This window comes from Sorangium sp. So ce131 (genome assembly GCF_051519095.1).
Lineage (GTDB): Bacteria > Myxococcota_A > Polyangia > Polyangiales > Polyangiaceae > Sorangium.
The window spans coordinates 5,044,325-5,070,814 of record NZ_CP150455.1; the positions used below are offsets into that span (position 1 = coordinate 5,044,325).

Annotated in this window: 11 protein-coding genes; 8 read left to right on the top strand and 3 right to left on the bottom strand. The window is 72.2% G+C overall.

Annotated elements, in window-relative coordinates; translation table 11 throughout:
• Positions 1-31 precede the first annotated feature (31 nt).
• From WMF43_RS18170 to WMF43_RS18205, 8 genes are all read left to right on the top strand, one after another.
• The gene (locus tag WMF43_RS18170) at positions 32-1,072 is read left to right on the top strand and encodes a TauD/TfdA family dioxygenase (protein ID WP_437681740.1); all 1,041 of its coding nucleotides are present in this window, start codon (positions 32-34) and stop codon (positions 1,070-1,072) included.
• Between the two features lie 123 nt (positions 1,073-1,195).
• Entirely contained in the window at positions 1,196-12,655 is an 11,460-nt protein-coding gene (locus WMF43_RS18175; protein ID WP_437681742.1) for an amino acid adenylation domain-containing protein, read from the top strand.
• A gap of 91 nt (positions 12,656-12,746) precedes the next feature.
• Positions 12,747-14,429, top strand: a complete 1,683-nt coding sequence (locus WMF43_RS18180; RefSeq protein WP_437681744.1) for a cyclic peptide export ABC transporter — start codon at positions 12,747-12,749, stop codon at positions 14,427-14,429.
• An 83-nt stretch (positions 14,430-14,512) separates the two neighbouring features.
• The gene (locus WMF43_RS18185) at positions 14,513-16,549 is read left to right on the top strand and encodes a membrane dipeptidase (protein WP_437681746.1); all 2,037 of its coding nucleotides are present in this window, start codon (positions 14,513-14,515) and stop codon (positions 16,547-16,549) included.
• Position 16,550: 1 nt separating this feature from the next.
• Positions 16,551-17,270, top strand: coding sequence for an ABC transporter ATP-binding protein (locus WMF43_RS18190; RefSeq protein WP_437681748.1), 720 nt, complete (start codon positions 16,551-16,553; stop codon positions 17,268-17,270).
• Positions 17,267-18,385, top strand: a complete 1,119-nt coding sequence (locus tag WMF43_RS18195; protein ID WP_437681750.1) for an efflux RND transporter periplasmic adaptor subunit — start codon at positions 17,267-17,269, stop codon at positions 18,383-18,385. Before WMF43_RS18190 ends, WMF43_RS18195 begins: the two co-directional genes overlap by 4 nt.
• Complete coding sequence (locus WMF43_RS18200; protein WP_437681751.1) at positions 18,385-19,608, top strand: ABC transporter permease; 1,224 nt, start codon at positions 18,385-18,387, stop codon at positions 19,606-19,608. Before WMF43_RS18195 ends, WMF43_RS18200 begins: the two co-directional genes overlap by 1 nt.
• On the top strand, positions 19,605-20,867 hold the full coding sequence (locus WMF43_RS18205; protein WP_437681753.1) for an ABC transporter permease: 1,263 nt from the start codon (positions 19,605-19,607) through the stop codon (positions 20,865-20,867). Before WMF43_RS18200 ends, WMF43_RS18205 begins: the two co-directional genes overlap by 4 nt.
• A 515-nt stretch (positions 20,868-21,382) precedes the next feature.
• On the opposite strand, the gene WMF43_RS18210 is transcribed toward WMF43_RS18205, so the two are convergent.
• Genes WMF43_RS18210 through WMF43_RS18220 form a run of 3 tightly spaced genes read right to left on the bottom strand, consistent with a single transcriptional unit; the run spans position 21,383 to position 26,390 of the window.
• Positions 21,383-23,320 (bottom strand): SIR2 family protein, encoded by a 1,938-nt coding sequence (locus tag WMF43_RS18210; RefSeq protein ID WP_437681755.1) that lies wholly within the window; start codon positions 23,318-23,320, stop codon positions 21,383-21,385.
• The gene (locus WMF43_RS18215) at positions 23,317-26,139 is read right to left on the bottom strand and encodes a protein kinase domain-containing protein (protein WP_437681757.1); all 2,823 of its coding nucleotides are present in this window, start codon (positions 26,137-26,139) and stop codon (positions 23,317-23,319) included. The genes WMF43_RS18210 and WMF43_RS18215 overlap by 4 nt, the downstream gene beginning before the upstream one ends.
• Positions 26,136-26,390 (bottom strand): hypothetical protein, encoded by a 255-nt coding sequence (locus WMF43_RS18220; RefSeq protein WP_437681758.1) that lies wholly within the window; start codon positions 26,388-26,390, stop codon positions 26,136-26,138. Before WMF43_RS18220 ends, WMF43_RS18215 begins: the two co-directional genes overlap by 4 nt.
• Positions 26,391-26,490: the final 100 nt, after the last annotated feature.

The window sequence follows — 26,490 nt, forward strand, 5'->3', positions numbered from 1 at the left end:
CCGCGATGCCCAACGTCACGAAGGAAACGCCATGAAAGCCGGATCGCCCAGATTGAAGAGCCTGAACGACGTCAAGCGCCAGAGCATCCGCCTCAGCCAGGCTTCCCTGGTGAAGACGCGCCCCGTGCAGGAAGGAAAGCGCCTCCTGCTCGTGGAGCCCAGCGCCGAGACGATCGATCTCGCCGCCTGGGCCCGGGACAACCGCTCCTGGATCGAGGAGCACCTGCTCCGGCACGGCGGCCTCCTCTTCCGCGGCTTCGCGCTGCCCGACGCGGCCGCCTTCCAGGAGGTCGCCGCCGCGGTGTCGCCCGACCTGCTCGATTACGTGGAGCGGGCCGCCCCGCGGAGCCAGGTCGCCGGCAAGGTGTTCACCTCCACGGAGTACCCGGCCGACCAGTGGATCCCGCTGCACCACGAGATGTCCTACTCGCACAACTGGCCGACCAAGCTCTATTTCTACTGCGACATCCCCGCCGAGGAGCAGGGCTATACGCCGGTGGCCGACGATCTCGAGATCTTCGGCCGGATCCCCCCGGCCATCAAGGAGAAGTTCCTCGAGAAGGGGGTCATGTACGTGCGCAATTACGGGCAGGGCGCCGACATGCCCTGGTGGGAGGTCTTCCAGACCCGGAGCAAGCAGGAGGTCGAGGCCTACCTCGCGAGCACGAAGACCGAGTTCGAGTGGCGTGGTCAGGATCAGCTCCGCACGCGCATGCGCCGGCAGGTGACCGCCACGCACCCGAAGACCGGCGACACCGTGTGGTTCAACCACGCCCACATGTTCCACAGCTCCAACATGCCCGCCCCCGTGCGCGCCGCGCTGCGGCGGGAGTTCAAGGACGACGAGCTGCCGCGCAACGCCTTTTACGGCGACGGCTCGCCGATCGAGGACGAGGTGGCGCAGGCCATCCGGGACCTTTACCGCGAGTCGGCCATCTACTTCTCGTGGCAGAAGGGCGACGTGCTGCTCCTCGACAACTTCCTTACTTCGCACGGAAGGTCGCCGTTCAAGGGGCAGCGCAAGATCTACGTGGCCATGGCCGAGCTCTACACGAACCCGGAGTTCCGCTGAGCGCCCGGCGCCGGCTGGCAGCAGAAGCGGCGCCCGGAGCCGAGCGGAGCACGTGTCGCGCGAGCAGCCGAACGCCTGGCGGCGGCGCAGGGCCAGAGGCGCAGTCTTGTTGAAGGAGCAGCAATGGAAGAGCGGGTCATCGAAGGGTTCCGACTGTCACCCCAGCAGCGAGAGATCGTCGACTCCGGGGTGGAACAAAGCCTCTTGGCGCAGGGCGCCCTCCTGCTGGAAGGCCCGCTGGACGTCGCGCGCCTCGGCCGCGCGCTCGAGGCCGTGGCCGGGCGCCACGAGATCCTGCGCACCCGGTTCCAGCGCCTGACGAGCATGGGTGTCCCGCTGCAGGTCATCGCCGAGGGCGCGGCCGTCGAGCTCTCGTCGGGCGACGCCGCGGGCTGCGAGGCGCCGGACGTCGCCGCCGCGCTGGAGGAGGCGCGCCAGCGCCCCTTCGACCTCGCGGGCGGCGCTCCCCTGCGCGCGTCGCTCAAGGCGCTGCCCGGCGCGCGGCGCCTGCTCGTGCTCACGGCCCCGTCGCTGTGCATGGACGCCCGCTCGCTGAACAACCTGGCGCGGTCGATCTTCGACGAGTACGCGGGAGGCGCCCCCGAGGCGCCTGCGGCCGAGCCGGAGGACCACGTCGACGGCGCGCGCGGCGGCGAGCCGCGCGGAGGCGCAGAGGAGGCCGACGGCGCGGACGGCGCCGAGGAAGGGGGCCCGATCCAGTACGTCCAGTTCTCCGAGTGGCAGAACGAGCTGGGCGAGGAGGAGGACGCCGACAGGGCCAAGGCCTTCTGGCAGAAGTACCTCGACGGAGAGCTCCCCGCCTTGCGCTTGCCGCTCGAGCGGGAGCCGAGCGACGCCGCGAGCGGCGCCTTCACGCCGCGCAGCACGGGATTCACCCTGGACAGGGAGGCTGCCGCGCGCATCGACGCGCTCCTCGCGTCCCGGGGCCTGGCCGCCGATCGGTACTTCCTGGCCGCCTGGCTGCTCTTCCTCTCGCGCGCCGGCGACCGCGCCGACGTGCTCACCCGTGTCTGCTTCGACGGGCGCCGCTTCGCGGAGCTCGACGACGCCGTGGGCCTGTTCACGACCGGCGCGCCGTTCCGGCTCGATCTGGACGACGGCGAGAGCGCCGCGCGCCTGCTCGACAAGGTGGCGTTCCACCTGAAGGACGTGGAGGCGTATCAGCTGTTCTATCCGCGCGAGGGCTCGCCGGTCTCTGCCGAGCAGATGGCGCTGGCCTACGAGTACGGCGAGGCCCTCGCCGCCCGATCGAGCGGCGGCCTCCGCGTCTCCCCGCTCGCGCGCGCCTGCCTCACCGAGCGCTTCCGGCTCAAGCTCGTCGTGGAGCGCCAGGCCGACCCGGTCGGCGGCACCGCGGCGTACTCGTGCCGCGTCTTCTACGACGCCGGCCGCATCGACGACGGCATGGCGGTCGTCTTCGCCCGCGCCATCGCGGCGCTCTGCCGCGATCTCGCCGATCGCCCCGGGCGACCCCTGCGCGAGCTCCGCCTCGTGGACGACGGCGACGCGCAGCGGTTCTTCCGCGAGCTCGGCCGCGGCCGCGCGCTGGATGCCTCCAGCCTGCCTTTCCCGAGCATCGCCGCCGCGTTCGCGGCCGCGGCCGCGCGCTGGCCCGATCGCGTGGCGTATGTCTACGAGCAACACGCGGTGACGTACGGCGCGCTCGATCGCCAGGCGAACCGCGTGGCCAGGGCCCTGCTGCTCCGCGGAGTCACCCCCGGCGCGCCGGTGCCGCTCTTCCTCTCGCGCGGGCCCGACGTGCTCGCCGGGCTGCTCGGGATCCTCAAGGCTGGCGCCGCCTTCCTCCCGCTCGATCCCGCCCAGCCCCCGCGCCGCATGGCCGCCATCCTCGACGAGGTCCGCTCGGCCGTGGTCGTCACCCGCGAGAGCCTCCACCACCTCCTGCCCGAGGCGCACCGCGGCGCGGTCCTGCTCGACGGCTCCACGCTCGACGCGCTCGACGCGCTGGACGACAGCGAGCTCGACATCGCGGTGGGGCCTGCGTCGCCCGCCTACGTGCTCTTCACCTCGGGCTCCACCGGGACGCCGAAGGGCGTCGTCGTCCGCCACGACGCCGTGCTCAACCTCGCGCGCGCGCTCCAGGCCGACATCCACGACAGCCCCGCCGCCCCTCGCCGGTGCAGCCTCAACGCGAACCTCACCTTCGACTCCTCGGTCAAGCAATGGACTCGCCTGCTCTTCGGCGACACCTTGATCGGCATCCCGGAGGACGTGCGCGCCGACGGCGAGCGGCTCCGGGGTTACCTCGAGTCGCAGCGCTGCCAGGTGCTCGACTGCACGCCGTCGCAGCTCAAGATCCTGCTCTCGGCCGGGCTGCCCGGGGGTCTCGAGCGCGTCCTGCTCGGCGGTGAGGCCATCGACGCCCGGCTGTGGCAGCGGCTCATCGACCTGGGCCGGGAGACCGGCCGCCGGTTCTTCAACCTGTACGGGCCCACCGAGTGCACCGTCAACGCCACCTGGACGCCCGTCGTCGAGCCGACGGAGGGCGCGCCGGGCCGGTCTCTGCCCGTCATCGGCCGGCCCATCCCGAACGCCTGGGTGGTGCTCCACGACCGGCACGGCAACCCGGTGCCGCCCGGCTTCACCGGCGAGCTCCTCGTCGGGGGCGCGGGCGTCGCGGCCGGCTACTTCCGCGACCCCGAAAAGACGGCCCGGAGCTTCGTGCCCGATCCGTACAGCGACCGTCCGGGCGCCCGCCTCTATCACACCGGCGATCTGGCGCGCTTCCTCCCCGGAGGAGCCATCGAGTTCCTCGGGCGCGCCGACTTCCAGGTGAAGCTGCGCGGCCTGCGCATCGAGCTCGGCGAGATCGAGGCCGCGCTCTCCAGCCACCCCGGCGTCAAGGAGAGCGTGGTGCTCCTGCGCGAGGACCGCCCCGGCGATCAGCACCTCGTGGCCTACGTCGTCCCCGATCGGCAAGGGCGCGCGCTCGCCGAGCCGGCGGAGGCCCAGGGGAAGGAGCGCCACCGGCTGCCCAACGGGCTCGCCGTGTACCATCAGAACCGGAACGAGACCGACTACCTCTACGACGAGATCTTCAACAAGAAGACCTATTCCTTCTACGGGATCCACCTCCCCGACAACGCCGTCGTCCTCGACGTGGGCGCCAACATCGGCATGTACTCGCTCTATGCGCTGCAGCACTGCCGGAGCCCGCGCATCTACGCCTTCGAGCCGCTGCCTCCCATCTTCGAGTCCCTCTCGCTCAACCTGCGCGCCCACGGCGAGCGCGTGAAGCTCTTCCCCATCGGGCTCAGCCGCGAGGAGGCCAGCGTCACGTTCACGTACTACCCCCGCTACTCGATGATGTCGGGCGTCAGCGACTACGCGCGTCCGGGCGACGAGGTGGAGGTCGTGAAGCGTTATCTGGAGAAGGAGGCCGACGCGGGCTCCGAGGGCGCGCGCGAGCTCCTGCGCCAGGCGGACGATCTCCTGCGCTTCCGCTTCGAGGCCGAGAGCCACACCTGCCGATTGCGCCGGCTCACGGACGTCCTCCGCGAGGAGGGCATCCAGCACGTCGACGTCCTCAAGGTCGATGTCCAGCGCGCGGAGCTCGACGTCCTCCACGGGCTCGGCGAGCAAGACTGGCAGAAGATCGACCAGGTCGTGATGGAGGTCCACCAGGCGGCGGGGGAGGAGAGCCAGGACCGCGTCCGCGAGATCACGGCCCTCCTGGAGCGCCACGGCTTCGAGGTGGCCGCCGAGCAGGACGAGCTGCTCGCCGGCACGGACCGCTACAACGTCTACGCGAGCCGCCTCGGCCTGCGCGAGCGGAGCGCGGGGCTCGCCGCGATCGTGCCCGTCGAGAACGCGCGCGCCGCCGAGCTCTCGGACGCCGGGATCCGTCAGCACCTCGAGGCCTACCTGCCCGAGTACATGATCCCCTCCGCCGTCGTCTTCCTGGACGCCCTGCCGCTGAGCCGCCACGGCAAGGTGGATCGCCGCGCCCTGCCCGCGCCCGATCTCGGGACCCGCGACCGCAAGCCGCCGCGCACGCGCCATGAAGCGGCGCTCCTCGAGTTGTGGATCGAGGTGCTCGGCGCCCCTCACGTCGGCGTCGACGACAACTTCTTCCGCCTGGGCGGCCACTCGCTGCTCGCCACCCAGCTCATGTCGCGCGTGCGCAAGGCCTTCGACGTCGACCTCCCCCTGCGCCTGCTCTTCGAGGCGCCCACGGTCGAGCTGCTGGCGAAGGAGATCGAGGCGCGCGCCGGCGCCGCCCCCGCGTCGCAGGCCCCGCCGATCGTCGCCCTCCCGCGCGACCGGCCGCTCGCCTTGTCCTTCGGCCAGCAGCGGCTCTGGTTCATCCACCAGCTCGAGCCCGACGCGGCCATGTACAATAACCCGCTCGCGTTCCGCGCCCGCGGCCCGCTCGATCTCGACGCCTTCGACCGCACCCTCGCCGCGGTCGTGGCGCGGCACGAGGGGCTGCGCACCCGCTTCGTCGCCGCCGGCCAGCTGAGCCGGCAGGACCTCGAGGCGCTCGGCGGCGCCGCGCCGGACGCCGCCTATCAGATCATCGATCCTCTCGCCGCGAGTTACCTCGAGATCGTGGACCTCTCCGCCCTGCCCGAGGACGAGCGCCTCGCGCGAGCCCACGCGCTGCGCCGGGAGGAGGCGAGCGCCCCGTTCGATCTCGCCGCCGGACCGCTCTTCCGCGCCAAGGCGCTGCGCCTCGGGCCCGAGGATCACGTGGTGCTCTTCACCACGCACCACATCGTCAACGACGAGTGGTCGCTGCGCATCCTCGCTCGCGAGGTCAACGCCCACTACAACGCCCTCGTCGAGGGCCGGGCGCCCTGCCTGCCCCAGCTGCCCGTTCAGTACGCCGATTTCGCCGCCTGGCAGCGGACGTGGCTCGGGGGTGAGGGCGGCGAGCTGGCCCGCCAGCTCGGCTACTGGACGGAGGCGCTGCGCGGCGTCCCGCCCGTCCTGAACCTCCCGCTCGACGCCCCACGCACGACCCGCCGCTCCTACCGCGGCAAGGTCCGGAGGTTCCGCCTCTCCCCGGAGCTGTCCGCCGCCCTGCGCGCGCTCGGCGAGCGCGGCGAGCGCGACGAGCGCGGCGACATCACCCCCTTCATGCTCTTCTTCGCCGCGTTCGCCGCGCTGCTCCACCGCTACGCCCGGCAGGACGACTTCTGCGTCGGCATCCCCGTCGCCGGCCGGAGCCACCGCGAGACCGAGGGCCTCATCGGGTTCTTCATCAACCTCCTGGCCATCCGGTTCGACCTCTCCGGCGCGCCCTCCTTCAGCGACCTGGTCGCGCGAACCCGGGAGACCCTGCTCCAGGCCTACGCGCACCAGGACCTGCCGTTCGAGAAGCTCGTCGAGAAGCTCGAGCTCACGCGCGACATGAGCCACTCGCCCCTCTTCCAGACGAACTTCCACATCGAGGACTCGCTCGCCGTGGGGTCGCACCTGGTCGCGGGTGATCTCGCGCTCGAGGGCGTCGCGATCGACGACTTCCACGACGGGCCGGAGCAGGAGACGGCGCGCTTCGAGCTGGGCCTCACCATCCACAACGCCGGCGCGGCCGTGGCCGGGACGTTCCGCTACGACGCCGACCTCTTCTGCGACGAGACCATCGACCGCATGGTCGCCCACTTCGAGCGCCTCCTCGCCGCCGTGGCGGCGGACCCGGAGCGGCCGCTCGGGTCCATCCCGCTGCTCGACGACGCGGAGGCGCAGGACGTCGCGCGCGCGTCGGCCGGCGAGGCCGCGCCGGTCGACCCGGACGCCACGTTGCCCTCCCTCTTCCGCGCCCAGGTCGAGCGCACGCCCGACGCGCCCGCGGTCTCGGCCGGCGGCGTCACGTTCACCTTCGCCGAGCTCGACGCCCTCTCCAACCGCATCGCCCACGCCCTGCGCGCGCGCGGCGTGCGCGCCGACCGGCCCGTCGGCATCTGCGTCGAGCGCTCGTGCGCGCTCGTCGCCGGCATCCTGGGCATCCTCAAGGCCGGCGGCGCCTACCTGCCGCTCGACCCCGGCTACCCCGAGAAGCGCATCGCCATGCTCCTGGAGGACGCGTCCCCGCCGGTCGTCCTGGCCCAGGGCGCCACGGCCGCGCGCCTGCCCGCCTCCGGCCCCGACGTGCTGCTGCTGGACGGCGAGGCCCCGTTCCACCTCGGCGCCCCCGCGTCCCCCCTCGAGCCGGCCGCCGGCCCGGACCACCTCGCCTACGTGCTCTACACGTCCGGCTCCACCGGGCGGCCCAAGGGCGTCATGGTCACGCACCGCAACGCCGTGAACCTGCGCGCCGCCCTGCGCGCGGCCCTCTACGACGGCATGGGCGCCGCGCCCCTGCGCGTGAGCGTCAACGCGCCCGTCGTGTTCGACTCCTCCGTCAAGCAGCTCCTCGCGCTGCTCGACGGCAACTGCCTCTACCCCGTGCCCGAGGACGTGCGGCGCGACGCCGCGGCCTTCGTGCGGTGGGTGGCCGAGCACGGCATCGACGTGCTCGACGCGACCCCGTCGATGCTGCACCTCCTGCTCGACGCCGGCCTGCTCGAGCGGCCCGAGCGCGCCCCGCGCCACGTGCTCCTCGGTGGCGAGGCCATCTCGCCCTCGCTCTGGCAGACCCTGCTCTCGTCGCGGGACACCCGCTTCCACAACCTGTACGGCCCCACGGAGTGCACCGTCAACGCCACGGCCCACAGCCTGCGCGACGGCGACGCGCTCCCCGTCATCGGCCGGGCGCTCCGCAACGTGCGCGTCTACCTGCTCGACGAGGCGCTGCGGCCCGTGCCGCCCGGCATCACCGGGGAGATCTTCATCGGCGGGGCCGGCGTCTCGCGCGGCTACCTCGGCCGCCCCGCGCTGACCGCCGAGCGCTTCCTGCCGGACCCCTTCGCCGACCTCCCGGGCGCGCGCATGTACCGCACCGGGGATCTGGCGCGCGCCACCGCGCGCGGCGACATCACCTTCCTCGGCCGCGCCGACTTCCAGGTCAAGATCCGCGGCCACCGCATCGAGCTCGGCGAGATCGAGGCGGTGCTCGCCGGCCACCCCGGCGTGCGGCAGTGCGTCGTGGCGGCCCTGCCCGGGCGCGGCCAGGGCGCCGATCGGCTCGTCGCCTGGGTCGTCCCGCACGCCGGCGACGCCGTCTCCGCCCGCGCGCTGCGCGACTTCCTCGCCGCGCGCCTGCCGGAGTACATGGTGCCCTCGGTCGTCCGGCTCATCGCCGAGATCCCGCTCACGCTCAACAAGAAGGTGGATCTCGCCGCGCTGCGCGCCGAGGCGCAGGGCGCGGTCGAGGCGCCGCGCGAGGCGGGGCGGAGCCCCGTCGAGGACATCGTGGTCTCCGTGATGGCGGACCTGCTCGGCGCGAGCCACGTCGGCCTCGACCAGGACTTCTTCGCGGAGCTCGGCGGCCACTCGCTCGCGGCGATCCAGCTCATGTCGCGCCTCTCCAGCGCCCTCGGCGCCGGCCTCGAGCTGCGCACGATCTTCGACCACCCCACGCCGCGCCGCCTCGCGCGCGCGGCCGAGGAGCGCCTCCGCGACGGCGGCCTCGACGAGCTGCCGCCCATCGAGCCCGCCCCGCGCGATCAGGAGCTCCCGCTCTCCTTCGCCCAGGGTCGGCTCTGGCTCCTCGACCGCATGAACCCAGGGTCGGCCGCCTACAACACGCCGCACGCGGCGCGTATCGCCGACGAGCTCAACGCGCCGGCCCTCGCGCGCGCCCTCAACGAGCTCGTGCGCCGCCACGAGCCCCTGCGCACCCGCTTCCCCGAGGTCGACGCGCGCCCCGTCCAGGTCATCGCGCCGTTCGTCCCCTTCGAGCTCCCGGTCGAGGACCTCTCCCACCTCGCCCCCGCGGAGGCCGAGGCCGAGGCGCGCCGCAGGGCCGAGCGGGAGGCGGCGCTCGGGTTCGATCTGGCCGGCGGCCCGCTCGTGCGCTTCCGGCTGCTTCGCCTCGCCGCGCGGGATCACGTGCTGCTCTTCACGATGCACCACATCATCACCGACGCCCCCTCGCTCGACGTCCTGTGGAGCGAGATCCTCGGCCTGCACGAGGCCTTCCGCGCCGGGCAGCCGTCGCCGCTGCCGGAGCTCGGCGTCCAGTACGCCGACTACGCGGTGTGGCAGCGGAGGTGGTTCACGGGCGAGGCCACCGCGCGCCAGCTCGCGTACTGGAAGGATCACCTGCGCGACCTCGGCGTCATCGAGCTCCCGCTCGACCGCCCGCGCCCGCCGGTGGAGACCTTCGTGGGCGGGAGGTACCACTTCCGCCTCGATCGCGGCGTGAGCGACGGGCTGCGCCGGCTGGCGCGCGAGCATGACGCCACGGTCTTCATGGCCGTGCTCGCCACCTACGCGGCCTTCCTCGCGCGCGTCTCCGGCCAGGAGGACATCGCCGTCGGCACGCCCGTCTCCGGCCGCGGCCGGCGCCACACCGAGCGCATGATCGGCTTCTTCATCAACACGCTCGTCCTGCGCTGCGACCTCTCCGGCGCTCCCTCCTTCGCCGGGCTGCTCGCGCGCGTGCGGGAGGTCGCCCTCGGCGCCTACGCGCACCAGGACATCCCCTTCGAGAAGCTCGTCGAGGAGCTCTCGCCCGAGCGCGACACGAGCCGCTCGCCGCTCTTCCAGGTCTGCCTCACCTACCTCGACCTGGCGCCTACGGTCGGCGCGGCCGGCGCGGACGGCGGCGGCTTCGACGTCGACCCGAACGTCGCCAAGTTCGACCTGACCCTCGCGGTCGCGCACCGGCCGGGCGCGCCGCTCGCGCTCTCGTTCGAGTACAGGACCGCGCTCTTCGACGAGGCGACCATCACGCGGCTGGCGAGGCACTTCCAGAACCTCCTCGCCGCGATCGTCGCCGCGCCCGGCGCGCCCGTCTGCGATCTGGACCTGCGCGACGAGGCCGAGCGCGCGCAGATGTGCGCCTGGAACAGCACGGAGACCGACCTCCTGGCCGAGCACCTCCCCGGCGCCGGCCCGCGGCCTCTGCCCTGCGTGCACGAGCTCGTGGCGGCGCAGGCCGCGCGCACCCCGGATCACGTCGCGCTCGTCGTCGGGGACGAGCGCGTGACGTACGCCGAGCTCAACACGCGCGCGAACCAGCTGGCCCACCACCTGCGCCGCCTCGGCGTCCGGGCGGACACCGTGGCCGTGCTCGCGGACCGCTCGGTGGACCTCATCGTGGCGCTGCTCGGCGTCCTCAAGGCGGGCGCCGCGTACCTGCCGCTCGACCCCGCGCACCCCCCGAAGCGCCTCGCCTTCGCCCTGCGCGACGCGCGCTCGCCGGTCCTGCTCACGACGTCCCGGTGGGCGGCCGTGGCGCGGCAGGCCGCCCCGGAGGCGCGCGTCGTCTGCCTCGACGCCGAGCGACCCGCGATCGCGCGCGAGCCGTCGGCCGACCCGCCCCCGCGCGCGACCCCCGCGCACCTGGCCTACGTGCTCTACACCTCGGGATCCACGGGCGAGCCCAAGGGCGTCATGATCCCGCACGGCGCCCTGACGAGCTTCCTCTGGAGCATGGCGCGCGAGTTCAGGCTGACCGAGCGAGACAGCCTGCTCGCCGTCGCCGCCGTGACCTTCGACATCTCCGTCATGGACATCTACCTTCCCTTGATCAGCGGCGCGCGCGTCGTGCTCGCCCGGACCGAGGACGCCTCCGACCCGGGCGCGCTCGCGCGCCTCCTGGAGAAGCACGGCGCGACGATCCTGCAGGCCACGCCCGCGACCTTCCGCATGCTGGTGGACGCCGGCTGGAAGGGCAGGGGAGGGCTGCGCCTCCTGTGCGGCGGCGAGGCCTTGCCGGCCGATCTCGCCGCGGCCCTGCGCGAGCGCGGCGACTCCGTCTCGAACCTGTACGGCCCCACCGAGGCCACCGTGTGGGTCTCCTGCCTGCGCGTCGGGCCCGACAGCGCCGGCTCGACCGAGTCCGTCTTCCTCGGCGGTCCCATCGCCAACACGACGTTCCACATCCTCGACGCGAGGCTGCGGCCGGCGCCGGTGGGCGTGCCCGGCGAGCTCTTCATCGGCGGCGTGCAGCTCGCGCGCGGCTACCTCAACCGGCCGGCGCTGACCGCGGAGCGCTTCCTGCCCGATCCCTTCTCCGGCCGGCCCGGGGCGCGGCTCTACCGCACCGGCGATCGCGCTCGTTATCGTCCGGACGGGACCATCGAGTTCCTCGGCCGCATCGACACGCAGGTCAAGCTCCGGGGGCTCCGCATCGAGCTCGGCGAGATCGAGGCGGTCCTGCGCGCGCACGCGGGCGTCCGCGAGGCCGTCGTCGTGGTGCGGCAGGAGCGGCTGGCCGCCTACGTGGTGCCCGCGGATCCGCAGGCCGCGCCGGCGGCGGCGGCGCTGCGCGAGCACCTGCGCGCCCAGCTCCCCGAGTACATGGTGCCGAGCGCCTTCACGTTCCTCGAGGCGCTGCCGCTGACCTCGAGCCGCAAGGTCGACCGCAAGGCGCTCCCGGCGCCGACCGAAGGCGCCGGCCGCCGCTTCGTCCACCCGCGCACCCCGCTGGAGTGGCAGGTCTGGCGGATCATGGCCGAGCTGCTCCGGGTCCCCTCGCTCGGGGTCAACGACAGCTTCTTCGAGCTGGGCGGCCACTCGCTGATGGCCGTCGCGCTGGTCGGCCGGATCGAGGCCCTGTCCGGGCAGAAGCTGCCGCTGACCGCGGTCTTTCGCCACCCCACGGTCGAGGAGCTCGCGGATCTGCTGCTCCGCGGCGGTGCCGGCGGCGGCGTCGGCGGGACCGGCGGCGACGCGGCCCGCTCTCCGCTCGTGGAGATCAAGCCGGGCGCCGGCAAGCCGCCCCTGTTCCTGGTGCACCCCATCGGCGGCACCGCCTTCTGCTACGCGGCCCTCTCGCGCGCGCTCGACCCGGATCAGCCGGTCTTCGCCTTCCACGCGCCCGGCCTGGACGAGGGGACGGCGCCGCTCCGGAGCGTGGACGCCATGGCGCGCGTGTACGCCGACGCGCTGGAGGCGGCGTATCCCGCGGGGCCGGTCCACGTGGGCGGGTGGTCGATGGGCGGCGTCGTGGCGTTCGAGCTCGGTCGGCAGCTGCGCGCGCGGGGCAGGGAGGTGGCGCCGCTCGTCGTGATCGACGCCGCGATGCCGCTCCACCCGAGGCCCGAGCGCAGGACCGACATGCAGCTGATGCTCGGCTTCCTCGGCAACCTGGAGCTCTCGCCCGAGGAGCTCGGCCTCTCGCGCGACGCCGACTGGACGCTCGACCGGGTGCTCGACGCCGTGCTGGTGAAGGGCAAGGCCGCCGGCGTCGTGCCGGCGAGCGCCGATCGCCGGTTCCTGGCGCGCTACTTCGAGGTGTTCGCGGCCGGCGCCAGGGCGCTCGACGGCTACCGCCCCGCCTCGGCTCCGGCCGACGCCCGCGCCCTCTACGACGGCGACGTGCTCCTGCTCAAGGCGGCCGACGCGCCGCCCGACATCGCGCAGGGCTGGCAGCGCTCGACGAGGGGGCAAGTCCGGGCCGCCGACGTGCCGGGCAAACACGACCAGCTCATGGATCCGCCGTACGTCGACGCGATCGCCGCCCGGATCCGCGAGGCGCTGGCGTGAGCCGCGCGACGCGCGCCGCGCGGAGCGTGGGTGCCCCGGAGCGCGCCGGTCGCGCGCGCGGCGCCCGGGGCGCGAGGGGTGAGGCCCGTCGATGACCTTCGTCCTGTTCCTCCTGCGAGAGCACCGCGCGAGCGTGGCGCTGGCGGCCCTGGTCGGCCTCGCCGGCGGCGCCGCCAACGCGAAGCTGGTCGCCATGGTCAACGGCAACCTGAGCGCCATGACCGCGGGCGGCGTCGGCTCGCCGTGGTTCTACCTGGGCGTCACCGCCATGGCCTTCGCGGCGGGGCTCCTGTCGGAGCTCATCCTCGTCTTTCTCTCGGAGCAGATCACCTACCGCCTGCGCATCAACATGTGCGCCCAGATCCTGCGGCTGCCGGTGGCGCAGGCCGAGAAGGTCGGCCGGTCGCGCCTCACGGCCACGTTCACCCATGACATCCAGACGGTCACGACCGCCCTCTTGCGGATACCCACCCTCTTCGTGAACGCGGCCGTCACGATCGGCTGCCTCGTCTATCTCGGCTTCCTCTCGCCGGTGATGCTCGCGGTGCTCTTCGGGTTCCTCGTGCTCGCGCTGGCCTCCTACCTCGTCCCGGAGCAGTGGGCGATCCGGAAGATGGAGGTGTATCGCCACGAGTACGACCGGATGATCGGCCAGTTCGACGCCATGAGCCAGGGCGCCAAGGAGCTCAAGCTGCACCACGCGCGGCGGCGGGCCTACTTCGAGGAGGTCCTGTGCGAGACCGCGGGGCGCGTGCGCTCGGCGGCTTACGGGCACCGCGTCGTCTATGCGGTGCTGACCCACTGGTCGCAGATGTTGTTCTTCCTGTTCGTCGCGATCCTGATCTACCTCATGCCGAGCTACGAGGCGCTCGACGCGAAGGCGATCACCGGCTTCGCCCTGGTCGTGCTCTACCTCGTGGCGCCGCTCGATCAGCTCATGATGTCCGTGCCGCGCTTCCGCGCCGCCGACGTCTCCTTCGCCAAGGTGCGTGAGCTCGGCCTCGAGATGGACGCGACGAGGCGCGGCGTCGGCCTGCTGGAGCCCGGCGCCGCGGCGCCCGACGGCGAGGGCCTGCCGCCGCTGCGCGAGATCCGCCTGCGCGGGCTGACGCACGCCTATTACCGCGAGCGGGAAGAGCGTCAGTTCGTCATGGGCCCCATCGACCTGGCGATCCGCGCCGGGGAGCTCGTTTTCATCACGGGCGGCAACGGCAGCGGCAAGACCACGCTGGCCAAGCTGATCGCCGGGCTCTACGTCCCTGCCGGCGGCGAGCTCCTGGTCAACGGCGAGCCCGTCACCGATCGGGATCGAGAGCGCTTCCGGCAGTACTTCTCGGCGATCTTCAGCGATTTTCACGTCTTCGAGCAGATCCTCGGGTTGCCCGTCGAGGCGCTGGACAGCCGGGCGCTCTCCTACCTGCAGAAGCTGGAGCTCGATCACAAGGTGGAGGTGGTGCAGGGCGCCCTCTCCACCACCCGCCTCTCGAGCGGCCAGCGCAAGCGCCTCGCGCTCTTGATCGCGTACCTCGAGGACCGTCCGGTCTATCTCTTCGACGAGTGGGCCTCGGACCAGGACCCGGAGTTCAAGCACGTATTTTACCGTCAGCTCCTGCCCGAGCTCAGGGCGAGGGGAAAGACGGTCATCGCCATTTCACACGACGACCGCTATTTCGACGTGGCCGACCGCGTCCTGAAGCTCGCGGATGGACGGCTCCAGTCCGGCGAGAAGGTCAATCAAAGTTGCCCGGATTCGGTGGCATCAATCGTTGAATGATGTATGCTGTGCCGGCAATCGCATCTGCGTACGGTGACGGAAGTCCTTCGCAGCGTAACCCTTTGCGTCAAGGATCCATCAAGATGAAACGCTTGAAGATTGCGTATTCCCCTCTTCTCCTTGTCGCCCTGTCCCCGGGGTGCGGCGCCGAGGCGCCGACAGGCGCCGCCGGGCTCGACGAGCAGGTCGCGCAGGAGCCCGCGGCGCTGGCGACGCCCGTCTCGGGCTTCGCGGAGCTCCACCATCACATGATGGCGGAGGAGGCCTTCAGCGGCGGCTGGCTCCACGGCTCACACGCAGGGCCGCTCGACGATTGCGACGGCGGGCTGCCGCCCAGCGATCACGCCCGTGTGCGGCAGGATCTCTCGAGCCTGCTGGACGTCTGCCCCGACGCCGGCGGCATCGACATGAGCGGCGTGCCGATCTTGAACCAGCTCTTCTGGCTGGGCGGCGCGGTCGGCTCCGAGCTGATCGGGCAGACCGACGGGACGGACGGGGACACCGGCCTTCACCTGGGCCGGTCCGACTTCGGCGCCGGGTGGCCGCGCTGGGACACCATCGCCCATCAGCAGGGGTGGGAGGGCTGGATGCGAGACGCCCACAACCGCGGGCTCAACCTCGTGGTCGTGTCGGCGGTCAGCAACGATTTTCTCTGCAGCCTCCTGCCGGAGGCCAACCGGAACCGTCCCTGCGACGAGATGGCGGACGTGGAGCTCCAGATCCAGATGGTCAACGACTTCGCCGCCGCGCGGTCCGACTGGGTCGAGGTGGCGCTGTCGCCGTCACACGCGCGCCAGATCATCGGCGCGGGCAAGCTGGCGATCGTCATCTCCATCGAGACGAGCAACCTCTTCGGGACCCGGAATGCGCTCTCGGAGCTGGACCGCTTCTACGCCATGGGGGTGAGGACGCTGCAGCCGGTCCACCAGCTCGACAACCGCTTCGGCGGCGCGGCGCCGCACAACCCGATCTTCCAGGTCGCCCAGTTCACGCGGAACTGCCACGTCGATTTCGACTGCGGCATCACGACCGACGAGTTCACGCTCGGCTTCGACGTCGACAGCAGCTGCCGCAACACGCGCGGCCTGACGGCCGAGGGGCGGGCGCTGCTCCAGGCGATGATGAACAAGGGGATGTTGATCGACCTCGCCCACCTCTCCGAGCGCGGCGTACAGGACGCCTACGTGCTCGCGCAGGCGAACTCTTATTACCCGCTCTACATCTCACACGGGCATTTCCGGGAGGTGATGAACCCCAAGCTCGCGGACGACGAGAAGACGACGCCCGCCTGGGCGATCCAGGCCATCCGGCGCACGGGCGGCATGTTCGGGCTGCGGACCGCGCACGACGAGACGCGCGCCTACTCGCGCTCGGGCGTCGAGAACAGCTGCCACGGCTCCAGCCGCTCCGTGGCGCAGGCCTACGAGTTCGGCCGCCAGGGGCTGAAGGTGCCCATGGCGTTCGGCGCGGATCTCAACGGATTCATCCAGCAGACCCGCCCGCGGTTCGGGCCGAACGGGGCGTGCTCTGCCACCTTCGAGGCCGAGGCGGACGCGCAGGCGCGCGCGCAGCAGGTGAGCGGCCCGGCCCGCGTGGGGACCGATTTCGACGAGAAGGGCCTCGCCCACATCGGCCTGCTCCCCGACCTCTTGACCGATCTGGATCACCTCGGCGTCAACACCGGGCCGCTGCGCAGCTCCGCGGAGACGTTCCTCCGCATGTGGGAGCGCGCGAACGGCCCGCGCTCGGGCATGGCGGACGCGGCCAACGACATCGACACGAGCGGCGTCTCTCCGTATGTGCCGCGCGAGCAGCGCGAGGCGTCGTACCCGACACAATGCGGCGAAGCCTACGCGCCGGCGCACCAGGTCACCGGCGGCGAGTGCCGCTTCGACGCCGAGTGCATCAGCGGCGATTGCTCCTCCTCGCCTTGCACCGTCCTCGCCGGCACGTGCCAGTGCGTCTCCGATGCGCACTGCGGCGCCGGCCAGTATTGCGGGTGGGGGCTGAACAGCGGCGCTTGTCAGAACAAGAAATCGTCGGGCGCTCTGTGCGTCGAGGGCCGCGAGTGCCTGTCGGGGAGCTGCCGCTGGACGCTCTCCGGCCCGCGATGCAGGTAACATGAGCCACGTTCCCCCCCTGGTCCGGCTGGAGTCGATCACCAAGGTTCACGCGATGGGCCACGTCGAGGTGCAGGCGCTGCGCGGCGTCTCTCTGGAGGTCCGGCGAGGTGAGATGGTCGCCATCATGGGGGCCTCCGGCTCGGGGAAGTCGACGACCCTCAACGTCATCGGCACGCTGGATCGGCCGAGCGGGGGGCGGTACCTGCTCGACGGAGAGCCGGTCGGGAGCCTCGATGAGGTCGAGCTCGCGCGGCTCCGCAACCGGAAGATCGGGTTCGTCTTCCAGTCGTTCAACCTCCTCCCGCGCAGCACCGCCCTGCAGAACGTCGAGGTCCCCATGATCTACGCGGGAATCCGCCCGTCCGAGCGCCGGGCGCGCGCCGCGCGGGCGCTCGAGCGTGTGGGGCTCGCGGGCAGGGCGGGGCACCTGCCGAACCAGCTCTCGGGCGGGCAGCAGCAGCGCGTGGCCATCGCGCGGGCGATCGTGAACGCCCCGTTGCTCCTGCTCGCCGACGAGCCGACCGGCGCGCTCGACTCCGCCACCACGCGGCAGATCATGGATCTCTTCTGCGAGCTCCACGCGGAGGGGATGACCCTCGTCCTGGTCACCCACGACGCGGCCATCGCGGCGTACGCGGATCGGGTCATCACCTTCAGGGACGGCGTGATCCTCTCCGACACCGGCGTACGCGCCCCGGCCCAGGGAGCGGCGGCGTGAGCGCCCGGCCGAGGCGCGCCTGGCGCTGGCTCCTGGGGCTCACGGTCGCGGTCGCCACCTCCGCCGTGCTCCTGCGCCAGAACTTCGCGGGGTCGGCGCCGATCGACCCCGCGCTGGTGGTGACCGCGCGGCGCGGGGATCTCACCCTGGAGATCCTCGAGACGGGGAAGGTCGAGGCCCGGGAGAAGGTCGAGCTCAAATCCAAGGTCGCCGGCCAGGTGGCCCAGGTGCTCGTCGACGAGGGAGACCAGGTCAAGAAGGGTCAATTGCTGCTCGTGCTCGACGCGACGGACCATGAGCGTGAGGTCACCCGCGCGGAGGCGGAGCTCGCCCAGGCCAGGGCGGGCGTCGCGTTCGCGAAGACGTCCCTGGATCGGGTGACCGCCGGGGTCGCGGGGAACGTCGTCGCCGCGAGCGAGCTCGACACGAGCAAACACGAGCTCGTCGCGAAGGACATCTCGGTGCGGCTGGCCCAGGTCTCGCTCGTCGCGGCGCGGGACCGCCTCGCCTACACGAAGATCGCCTCTCCGATCGACGGGACCGTGATCCAGCGCAACATCGACCCTGGCGAGGTGGTCACTCCAGGTGTGGAGTCGACGTTCGACGGCAAGGCGCTGCTCACGGTGGCGAACCTCGCGACCCTGGTCGTCACGATCGAGCTGAACCAGATTGATGTCGTCAAGGTCCGCCTCGGCCAGCCCGCGACGCTCGCGCTCGACGCCCTCCCCGGCAGGACGTACGCGGCGAAGATCACCAAGATCGCGCCCGCGTCGGTGCGGGCGCAGGGGAGGGAGGTCGACGTCTTCCCGGTCGAGGCGGAGCTCGCCGCCGTCGACGAGCTGATCAAGCCCGGGATGACCGCGGACGTGCGCGTCCGCATCGAGGAGAACCCGGGCGTCCTCTCGCTCCCCATCGAGGCGATCGTCGAGGAGAACGGGAAGACGTTCGTCACCCGCGTCGTCGGCCCCCCCGGCGGCAAGACGTCGACCGAGCGGGTCGAGGTCGCGACGGGCGCGCGCAGCGACCGCGCGGTCGAGGTGGTGAGCGGCCTCGAGGAGGGGACCCGCGTCCTCATCGACCCCGCCTCGGCGGCCGCGAACGAGGCGCGGATGTGATGTGGACCGGATACCTGGTGATCGCCGCGAAGGCGCTCTCGGCGCACCGGCTCCGGTCGATGTTGACGGTCCTCAGCATCACCATTGGTGCGTTCGCGATCGTCCTCATGTCGTCGCTGGCCGAGAGCGGCATCACCACGCTGAGCCGCGGCATCGAGGAGACGGGCGGCGCCAGGCTGATCCTGCTGGCCCCCAAGGTCCCCGAGCGCGCCGAGGGCAAGCAGGGGATGTACCCGCCCGGCTTCGAGCGGCGGGACAAGGAGCGCCTGTTCGCGGGCGTCCCGCACGTCACCGAGGTCGTGATGTTCGCGTCGCTCGGCATGCAGGACATTCTCTCGGAGCAGGGCAAGCAGGCCCGCACCGATCTGGTGGCCGCCGACAGCGGCTTCTTCGACACGTTCCGGATGCGCGTCGGCCGCGGGCGAGCCTTCTCGGAGGAGGAGGACCAGGGCCGCGCCAGGGTCTGCGTGGTTGGCCATCAACTCGCGGAGAAGCTCTGGCGGGGCGACCCGCTGGGCCGGAGCGTCACCATCGGCGCGCTGCGCTGCCGGGTTGTCGGCGTGCTCGCCGACAACGACCGTTTCGGCGTCGACTTCGGCTTCGACTGGGTGGACGTGCTCATCGCCCCGCTCGAGACGGTGATCGACGTCGAGGGGAGGGGCCGAGTCGAGGCGACGATCGTCGCCAAGACCGCCGACGTGAGCGCCAACGATCCGGTGAAGCGCATCCTCAACGCGCGGCTCCTGGAGCGCCACCGCGGCGTCGACGATTTCACCATCTACGACTTCAGCGCCGTCATGGCCCAGCTGAAGAAGATGTTCGCGATCGCCGAGGTGATCGTCGCCCTGATCGCCGGCGTCGCGCTGCTGATCGGCGGCTTCGGGGTGATGAACATGATGCTCGTCAGCATCTCCGAGCGCGTGCGCGAGATCGGCATCCGCAAGGCGCTCGGCGCGGCGCCCGGGGACATCAGCGCGCAGTTCCTGTGCGAGGCGGTGCTGCTCTCTGGCTCTGGCGGTCTCTTCGGCGCGCTGGGCGGCGCGCTCGCCGCGGCGCTGGTCGCCCCGCTGCTCCGGGGGTTCTTGCCGGCCTGGGTCGGGTCGATCTCGACGGCCGCGGTCGCCGCGGCCATGGCGGTGTCGCTCGGCGTGGGCGTGGGCTTCGGCTGGTTGCCGGCGCGCCGCGCTGGCCGGCTCGATCCGGTCGTGGCGATGCGCCGATGAGGCTCGGCGATCTCCTTCGCTCCGCGCGGTTCGTGGCGGAGGGCCGCGCCCGCGCGCTCTTGACGCTGCTCGGCATCGTGATCGGCACGGGCTCGATCGTGCTGCTCGCCTCGTTGCTCCGCGGCGGCGAGGCCGCGCTGGTCAGGGCGAGCCAGGATGTCGTCGACGCCGATCTCATCGAGGTCCGGCGCGCCGAGGTGAACGTCAAGGACCGGAAGCGCACGCGGCGAGAGCTCTCTCGCGAGGATGCCCGCGCGCTCGCCGCGTCCCCGGTGCTCGCCGGCGGCCTCAGCGAGTCGGCGCGCCGGACCGAGGCCCACGCGGGCGGCAGGAAGGCGCGCATCCGCCTTGTCAGCTCCGCCCCGGCGGCGCTGTCGCTGTACGGCCTGGAGGTCTCGCTGGGCCGCTTCCTCGCCGAGGCCGACCTCTCGGAGCGCCGGCGCGTGTGTGTCGTCGGCCATGACGTCTGGAAGGAGCTCTTCGGCGGCCGCGCCGCGCTCCACGCCGCGGCGCCGTCGCCCGGGGGCGGCCCCGCCGAGGCCGGCGCGCCCCACGTCATCGTCGATGGCCATGCGTGGACGGTCATCGGCGTGCTCGCGGATCACCCGACGCTGCTCTCCACGGACAGCACGTATGTCTGGAACCGCAAGGTGCTTGTCCCCGAGACGACGTACGACGCGATCTTCTCGCCCTCGCACGAGGTGGATCGCGTCTATGTCCGGCGGAGCTCGGCGGTCCGCACCCCGATCGAGACGCTCAAGACGATGATCGAGCGGACGCTGCTCCGCCGTCACCTCGGCGTCGGGAATTTCGAGCTCGAGGACGAGGAGGCCGCCCAGGAGGAGCTCATCCTGGGCGTGATCAAGCTGCTTGTCCTGAGCACGGGCCTGATCGCGCTCGTGGTGGGCGGCATCAACATCATGAACATCATGCTCGTCACCGTCACCGAGCGCACCCGGGAGATCGGGATCCGCCGGGCCATCGGCGCCTCTCCCCGGGCGATCCTGGCGCAGTTCCTCGTGCAGGCCGCCGCCGTCTCTCTTCTCGGCGGTGCGCTCGGCGTGCTCGCCGGCCTCGGCCTCGCCTGGATCGTGGCCGCGCTGCTGACCGAATTCGTGGGCCGCTGGGCCTTCCACGTGGAGCTCTGGTCGATCGCCCTCGGGCTCGGCCTGTCCGCGGTGATCGGCGTGGTGTTCGGCTTCTACCCCGCGTGGCGCGCGGCGCGGATCAACCCGATCGAGGCGCTGCGCGCGGAGTAGCCCGGTGTCTGGTTTACGAGGACGCGGGAGTCCTCGCAGGCAATGCTGTTGCGTGTACCGTCTGCCGGTCGACCTTGGAGCTGATCATCGACGTGGAGACCTCACGGCGATGAGTCGATGTCCCTTGGGATTACCTGTAAGGGCCCTTTTGCGGTGCAGTCGCGTCAACGATGCGCATCTGGTCGGACCACGAGCCGACCGCTTGCTCGATCTGAGCGAGCTCTCCGAGATCGTATGCGTAGAACTCGGTATAGCCGCACGTCAGGCATATCCAGGTCTGGAACTTCCCGGCGCGCATCGATTCCATCCCGCTTCGCACGACGGCATGGACCATGATCGCGGGGCACTCGCCTACTTCGGGCAGCTGAAAATTTGCGCTGACAGCGAACTTTCTGCCGGAGCATTTCGGACAAGTCTGGGTCGAACGCACGGTTTCCCTCTCCTTAGTTGTCTGTCGACAAGGCAATGCGGAGCTTACGGCGCGAGGGATTGCGCTTTCAGCTCCTTCTTTGTCTTCACCCCCGCGCCGCCGCGGCCAGCGCGCGGAGCCGCGCGTGCAGGGGCTCGCCGAACCCCTCGAACTCGACCACCTCCACCGGCAGCCCCGCGGCGCGCTGCTCGAACGCCTTCCGGTCCTCGCGCCGGACGAGCGCGAAGTGCGGCCCGGCCGCGCCCCGGAACTTCTCGGCGATCCAGCGGAGCTGGTCGCCGAACACCCGATCCTCGAGGCTCACGCCGACGAAGAGCAGCGTCCGCCCCGCCATCTGCGCGCGCAGCGACTCCAGCGCGGCCCGGTAGCGCACCTCGTCCGCGGGGCCCGTCGGGTACAGCGTCGTGTACCCGTCGGGCGTCAGGATGATGTCGTCCACGTGGTGAATGGTCCCGTGCAGGTGCCACACCGTCGGCCGCCTCAGCGCCCCCTGGAGGTGCTCGACCAGGCCGTTCGGCGTCTCGATGTTCCACTCGCGCAGGTTGCCGGGATCGGGGCACGCCCAGCGCAGCACGGCATCGTAGTTCGTGGTGATGACGAGCTGGCTGCCCAGCCCCCACACGAGCCGCGCGAGCTCCAGGGACGCCTCCTGCACGTCCCTCGCGTCCGGGCTGAGCTGCTCGACGAGGAAGCGGCTCCAGGTCGGCCCGAGCGCGCGCCTCGCCTCCTCGGCCGCCTGGAGCAGCCGCGGCGGGGCCATCGACAGGAGCGCGTCCACGAGCCGCGCTTCGGTGGGGCGATCCTCCTCCCGGAGGCGCGCCGCGGCCGCCGCGAGCAGCGCAGGCCAGCTCGGGAAGAGGGACCTTCCATCGGAGGCCCGCCGCACCGCCATCGCGACGCCCGCCCCGACGAAGGGGACGAGCCGCTTGCTGCGGAGGGCCTCGACCAGGCTGCGCGGGAACGTCATCGAGGCCTCGCTTGCTGCGCTGCCGCGCGCCGCGGTCCCCGGCCGCTCGTGCGCCGGCCCCGGCTCCGGCGCGCAGAGCCCGTACCGGCGCCGCGCCGCCGCGGCGTAGAGCGCGTTCCGCGGCCGGCAGAGCCCGGCCTCGTCCCGGACCACGCCGATCAGCTCGAGCCGCGCGATGTCGTCGTCGAGGCGCGTGAAGGGGACCACCTCCTGGGCGACGATCCGCTGGAACGTCGGCTCGAGGCCCTCGCGGTCCATGGCGTGGAAGACGTGCGGCAGGTTGTGCGTCTCCGCGCGCAGCAGCGCCGCCGCCGCCGCCTCGAGCGAGCCGCAGCGCGCTGCCTGCTCGGCCAGCGCCTGCGTGAGGTACGGCTGCCCTGCCGTCCAGGCGCAGAGCTCCGCGGCGCGCGCGGCGGGGAGCCCCGGCGCCGCGGCCGCGGCGAGCAGCGCCGCCACCGACGCCTCGGAGAGGTCGCCGAGGTAGATCTCGTCGAGCACGTTGCGCAGCGGCGAGTTGCGGTGCACCGCCATGTCGCAGAGCTCGATCCCGCCCGCGAGGACGAACGTCCAGCGGCCGAGCTCGCGGTGGACCAGCCGGAGGTTGAACGACGCGCGCAGCGCCGAGCCGAGCCAGCGCCGGGTCTCCTCCGGCAGCACGCCGAGCTCGTCGAGGAAGAGGCCGACCCGCGGCGCCTGCGCCGCGCTGACCGCCGCCCGGAGGAACCCTTGCAGGCCGCCCGCGCTCTCGGGGAGCGGCGGCGCGGCACGGAGCGCCCCGCCGAGCTGATCGGCGATCTGCTCCGCGAGGTGGCGCGCGCACGCCGCCGGATCGGCGCCGGCGACCGCCTGGAAGTCGACGAACGCGACCGGTTGCCACGTCCGCGCGCGCTCGCGCGCCCGCAGCAGCACGCTCGTCTTTCCGTTCTGCCGCCCGCCGAGGACCGCGCCCACGGCGTCGCCCCGCCGGAGCCAGCGCTCGATCTGGGCGAGCTCCTCCTCCCGGCCGACGAAGAGCGGGCTGTCCGGATCGAGCGGCCCGTGCAGGTGGAAGCTCACGTTCGAGCCCTCCTCAGGAGGCCCGCGATGAGCGCCTCGACGTCGTGTGATCGCCGCACCATCGCCGGGTACGACGCCATCGCGAAGCGGTACCGGTCCCCGTCGGGCGCGACGAGGCTGTACAGGTCGAGCATCTCGAGCGCCTCGGCCACGCGCCCGTCGTCGGGGAGGCCGCGGCGCCGCGCCTCGGCCCCTAGCTCCTCGAGCGAGAACGTCGGTCCGGCCGACAGCAGGCTGACGATCCGCTCGAACGGCGTCGCGTCGCTCCAGGCAGTCTCGATGAAATCGCGCTGGAGCTCGCGCTGCGCCGCGACCCGCTCGACGTCCGCGGCCGTGACCTTCCGATCGAGGCTCCCGGCGACGAGCTGCTGGCAGACCATCTGCACGAGGCTCGGGTGCGAGGAGGTGACCTGCGCGATCTCGGCCACGAGGCGCTCCGGGTTCGGCAGCCTGAAGCCGAGCTGCTGCATCGGCTTGCGCACGATCGCCTCGACCGCCTTGTCGTCGAGCGGACGCAGCAGGATCTCCTCGCAGAAGTTGAAGAACGGTGAGCCGGGATCGTGCAGCTTCTGGTAGAGCGTTCGGCTGCCCGAGAAGACGAACCGGCAGAGCCCCTCGTGCGCGACGGCGCGCAGGGCCCGGAAGAGCCGCCCGCCGCGCGCGGCGTCGTGCGCGAGCAGCCCGTCGATCTCGTCGAGGAGGAACACGACCGTCCGCCCCCGAGCGCGCTCGCGGAGCGCGGCGATGAGCGGCCGCGCGAGCGCCGGATCCTCCGCCGCGCCAGGGGCGGCGCCGCCCTCGCCGCCGAGCATCGCCAGGAACTCGCCCCACGTGGGGCGATCCTCGCAGCTGAGGTAGAGCGGCTCGTAGCGCGGATCGGTCGCGAGCGCGCGCTGCACGCGCAGGAGGATGGAGCTCTTGCCCATGCGGCGCCCCGCGACGACGGCGAAGCTGCGCGTGCCGATGCCCTGCGTGAGCGTCTTCACCTCGCGCTCGCGCCCGAAGAACATGTTCTCGGGAACCGGGCCGCGGACGACGTAGGGCGAGAGGCTGCTGGGATCGGTGCCCTGCTCGAGGATCATCTCGACGAAGCGGCGCGCCTCGCTGGCGACCGCGAGCGAGGCGAGCTGCTCGCGCTCGAGCACCACGAAGTCGTAGAGGTAGGGCGATCCGCTGAGGCGGTCCCGCAGCGCGCGCGCGCCGGACGCCCCGCCGGGCGACGCCACCGCGACGAGGACGATGAAGTACCCGAGGAGCTGCGCGGCCTGGAGGAACTCGGCGAGCCGGTCGACGAGCGCCGGATCGTCGTCGTGCTGCAGGAAGAGGATCGGGAACCGCGTGTGGCGGATCCAGAGCATCGGCGCCTCGACGAGGAAGCCGACCACGCCCCGGCGCAAGGGGACCTCGCGCTCGACGCGGAAGCCGATCGCCTCGCGCAGGAGCTCGTCGACGAGCCGCCGGCTCTCCTCGGCGAAGCGCGCCCCGCCGGCGGCCGCCGCGTCGATCATCCGCTGCCAGCGCTGGTCGAGCGCGTCGAGGCGGCGGCGCACCTCCGCCGCCTCGACCGATCGGCGCTGCACGAAGAGCAGCGTGACCTGGCCGACGCGCAGCGCGTCGCCGCGCTCGATCCGGACCGCCTCGCCGACGCGCTGGCCGTTGACGAAGGTGCCGCCGCCGAGATCCTGGACGGTCACCGCGTGTCCCGCGACGCGCAGGCGGGCGTGCCGCGGGGAGACCGACGGGACGTCGAGCCGGACCTCGCATTGCGGGGCCCGGCCGAGGGTGACGTCGCCGGAGATCGCGTGGCAGCCGCCGCGCTTGTCGCCCGCGGTGACCAGGAGGACGCCGACCACGTCCGGCCGCTCGAGCAGCTGCGCCGCCTCGGCCGGCAGCTCGGCGGGCGGCACCATGTCGAGGGTCGTCGCCATCGCGAGCTGCGCGTGCCCGGACGAGGCGGGCGCCGCGGGGGAAGGCAGCGGCGCGCCCGGGCTCCGCTTGTGCGAGGTCTTCAGGTGACGAAGCGCCGCGGCGAGCTCGCCGGCCGCAGGTCGCCGCGCGGGATCCTTCTTCAGCGTGCCCAGCACGATCGCGTCGAGCTCGCGCGGGAGGCTCGGGTTCCATTTCGACGGCGGATCCGGCTCGTCTTGCAAGATCCGGCTGAACACATTGCCGAGCGAGGACCCGAGGAACAGCGGCCGCCCGCAGAGGAGCTCGTACGCGACCGCGCCCAGCGCGAAGACGTCCACCGCCGGTGCGCGCGCGTGCCCCTGGAGCGCCTCCGGAGCCATGTACCCCGGTGTCCCGGTGATCATGCCGGTGCTCGTGAGCATCCCCGTCCCGATCGGCGCCGCGAGCCCGAAGTCGAGGAGCACAGGCTTTCCGGCCCGCGCCAGCATGATGTTGTTCGGCTTGATATCTCCGTGAACCAGGCCCTGCGCGTGCACGTACGCGAGCGCCTCGGCAATGCGCCGGATGATCTCGACGGCCTCGTCGAGGCGCAACGGCTTCCTCCTCTGCCGCGCGTCGATCTGCTCGCCCACCACGAGCTCCGTGACCAGGTAGGGTCGCCCATCGGCGAGCACGCCGTGGTCGAGCAGGGCCACGATGGACTCGTGCCGCAGGCGCGCAAGCACCTTTACCTCTCTGGCGAAGCGCTTGGCCGCGGTGCCGTCGAGCCCCTCGCGAAAGACTTTCACCGCGACCCCGCGACCGCCCGCCGCTGGTAGCGCGCGGTACACCGTCCCGAGGCCGCCCGTGCCGAGCAACTCCGAGATCACGTAGTCCCCGACGCGGCTGCCCGGCCAGAGCGTGTCGATCACGGCCGTGGTCCTGTCGCCATCTCGATCCTGCACGGAGCGAAGGCGACGAAGCCGCGGAGCGACGATCGAAGCTCGGGTGACGCCTCCAGGGCGAGCGCGCGCGCCCGGGGGCGCATCGTCACCGCGGCGGCCGCTCTCTCCTCGGCGAGCATGGCGCATTCCCTCTCGTGGGTCACCCGCGAGGTCACGCCCACGCCCGCGCCACCGGTCGCGAACGGCGCCGTCACTTCAAGCTCTACTACCTGCGACATGCCCGCTCTCCGCTGCTATCCCTGGGAACACCTGCAGAGCAGATCTCAGGTTACCGGGACGGCCGCCCTTTGTGTCAACGGAGCCGGTCGTGGCCGACGT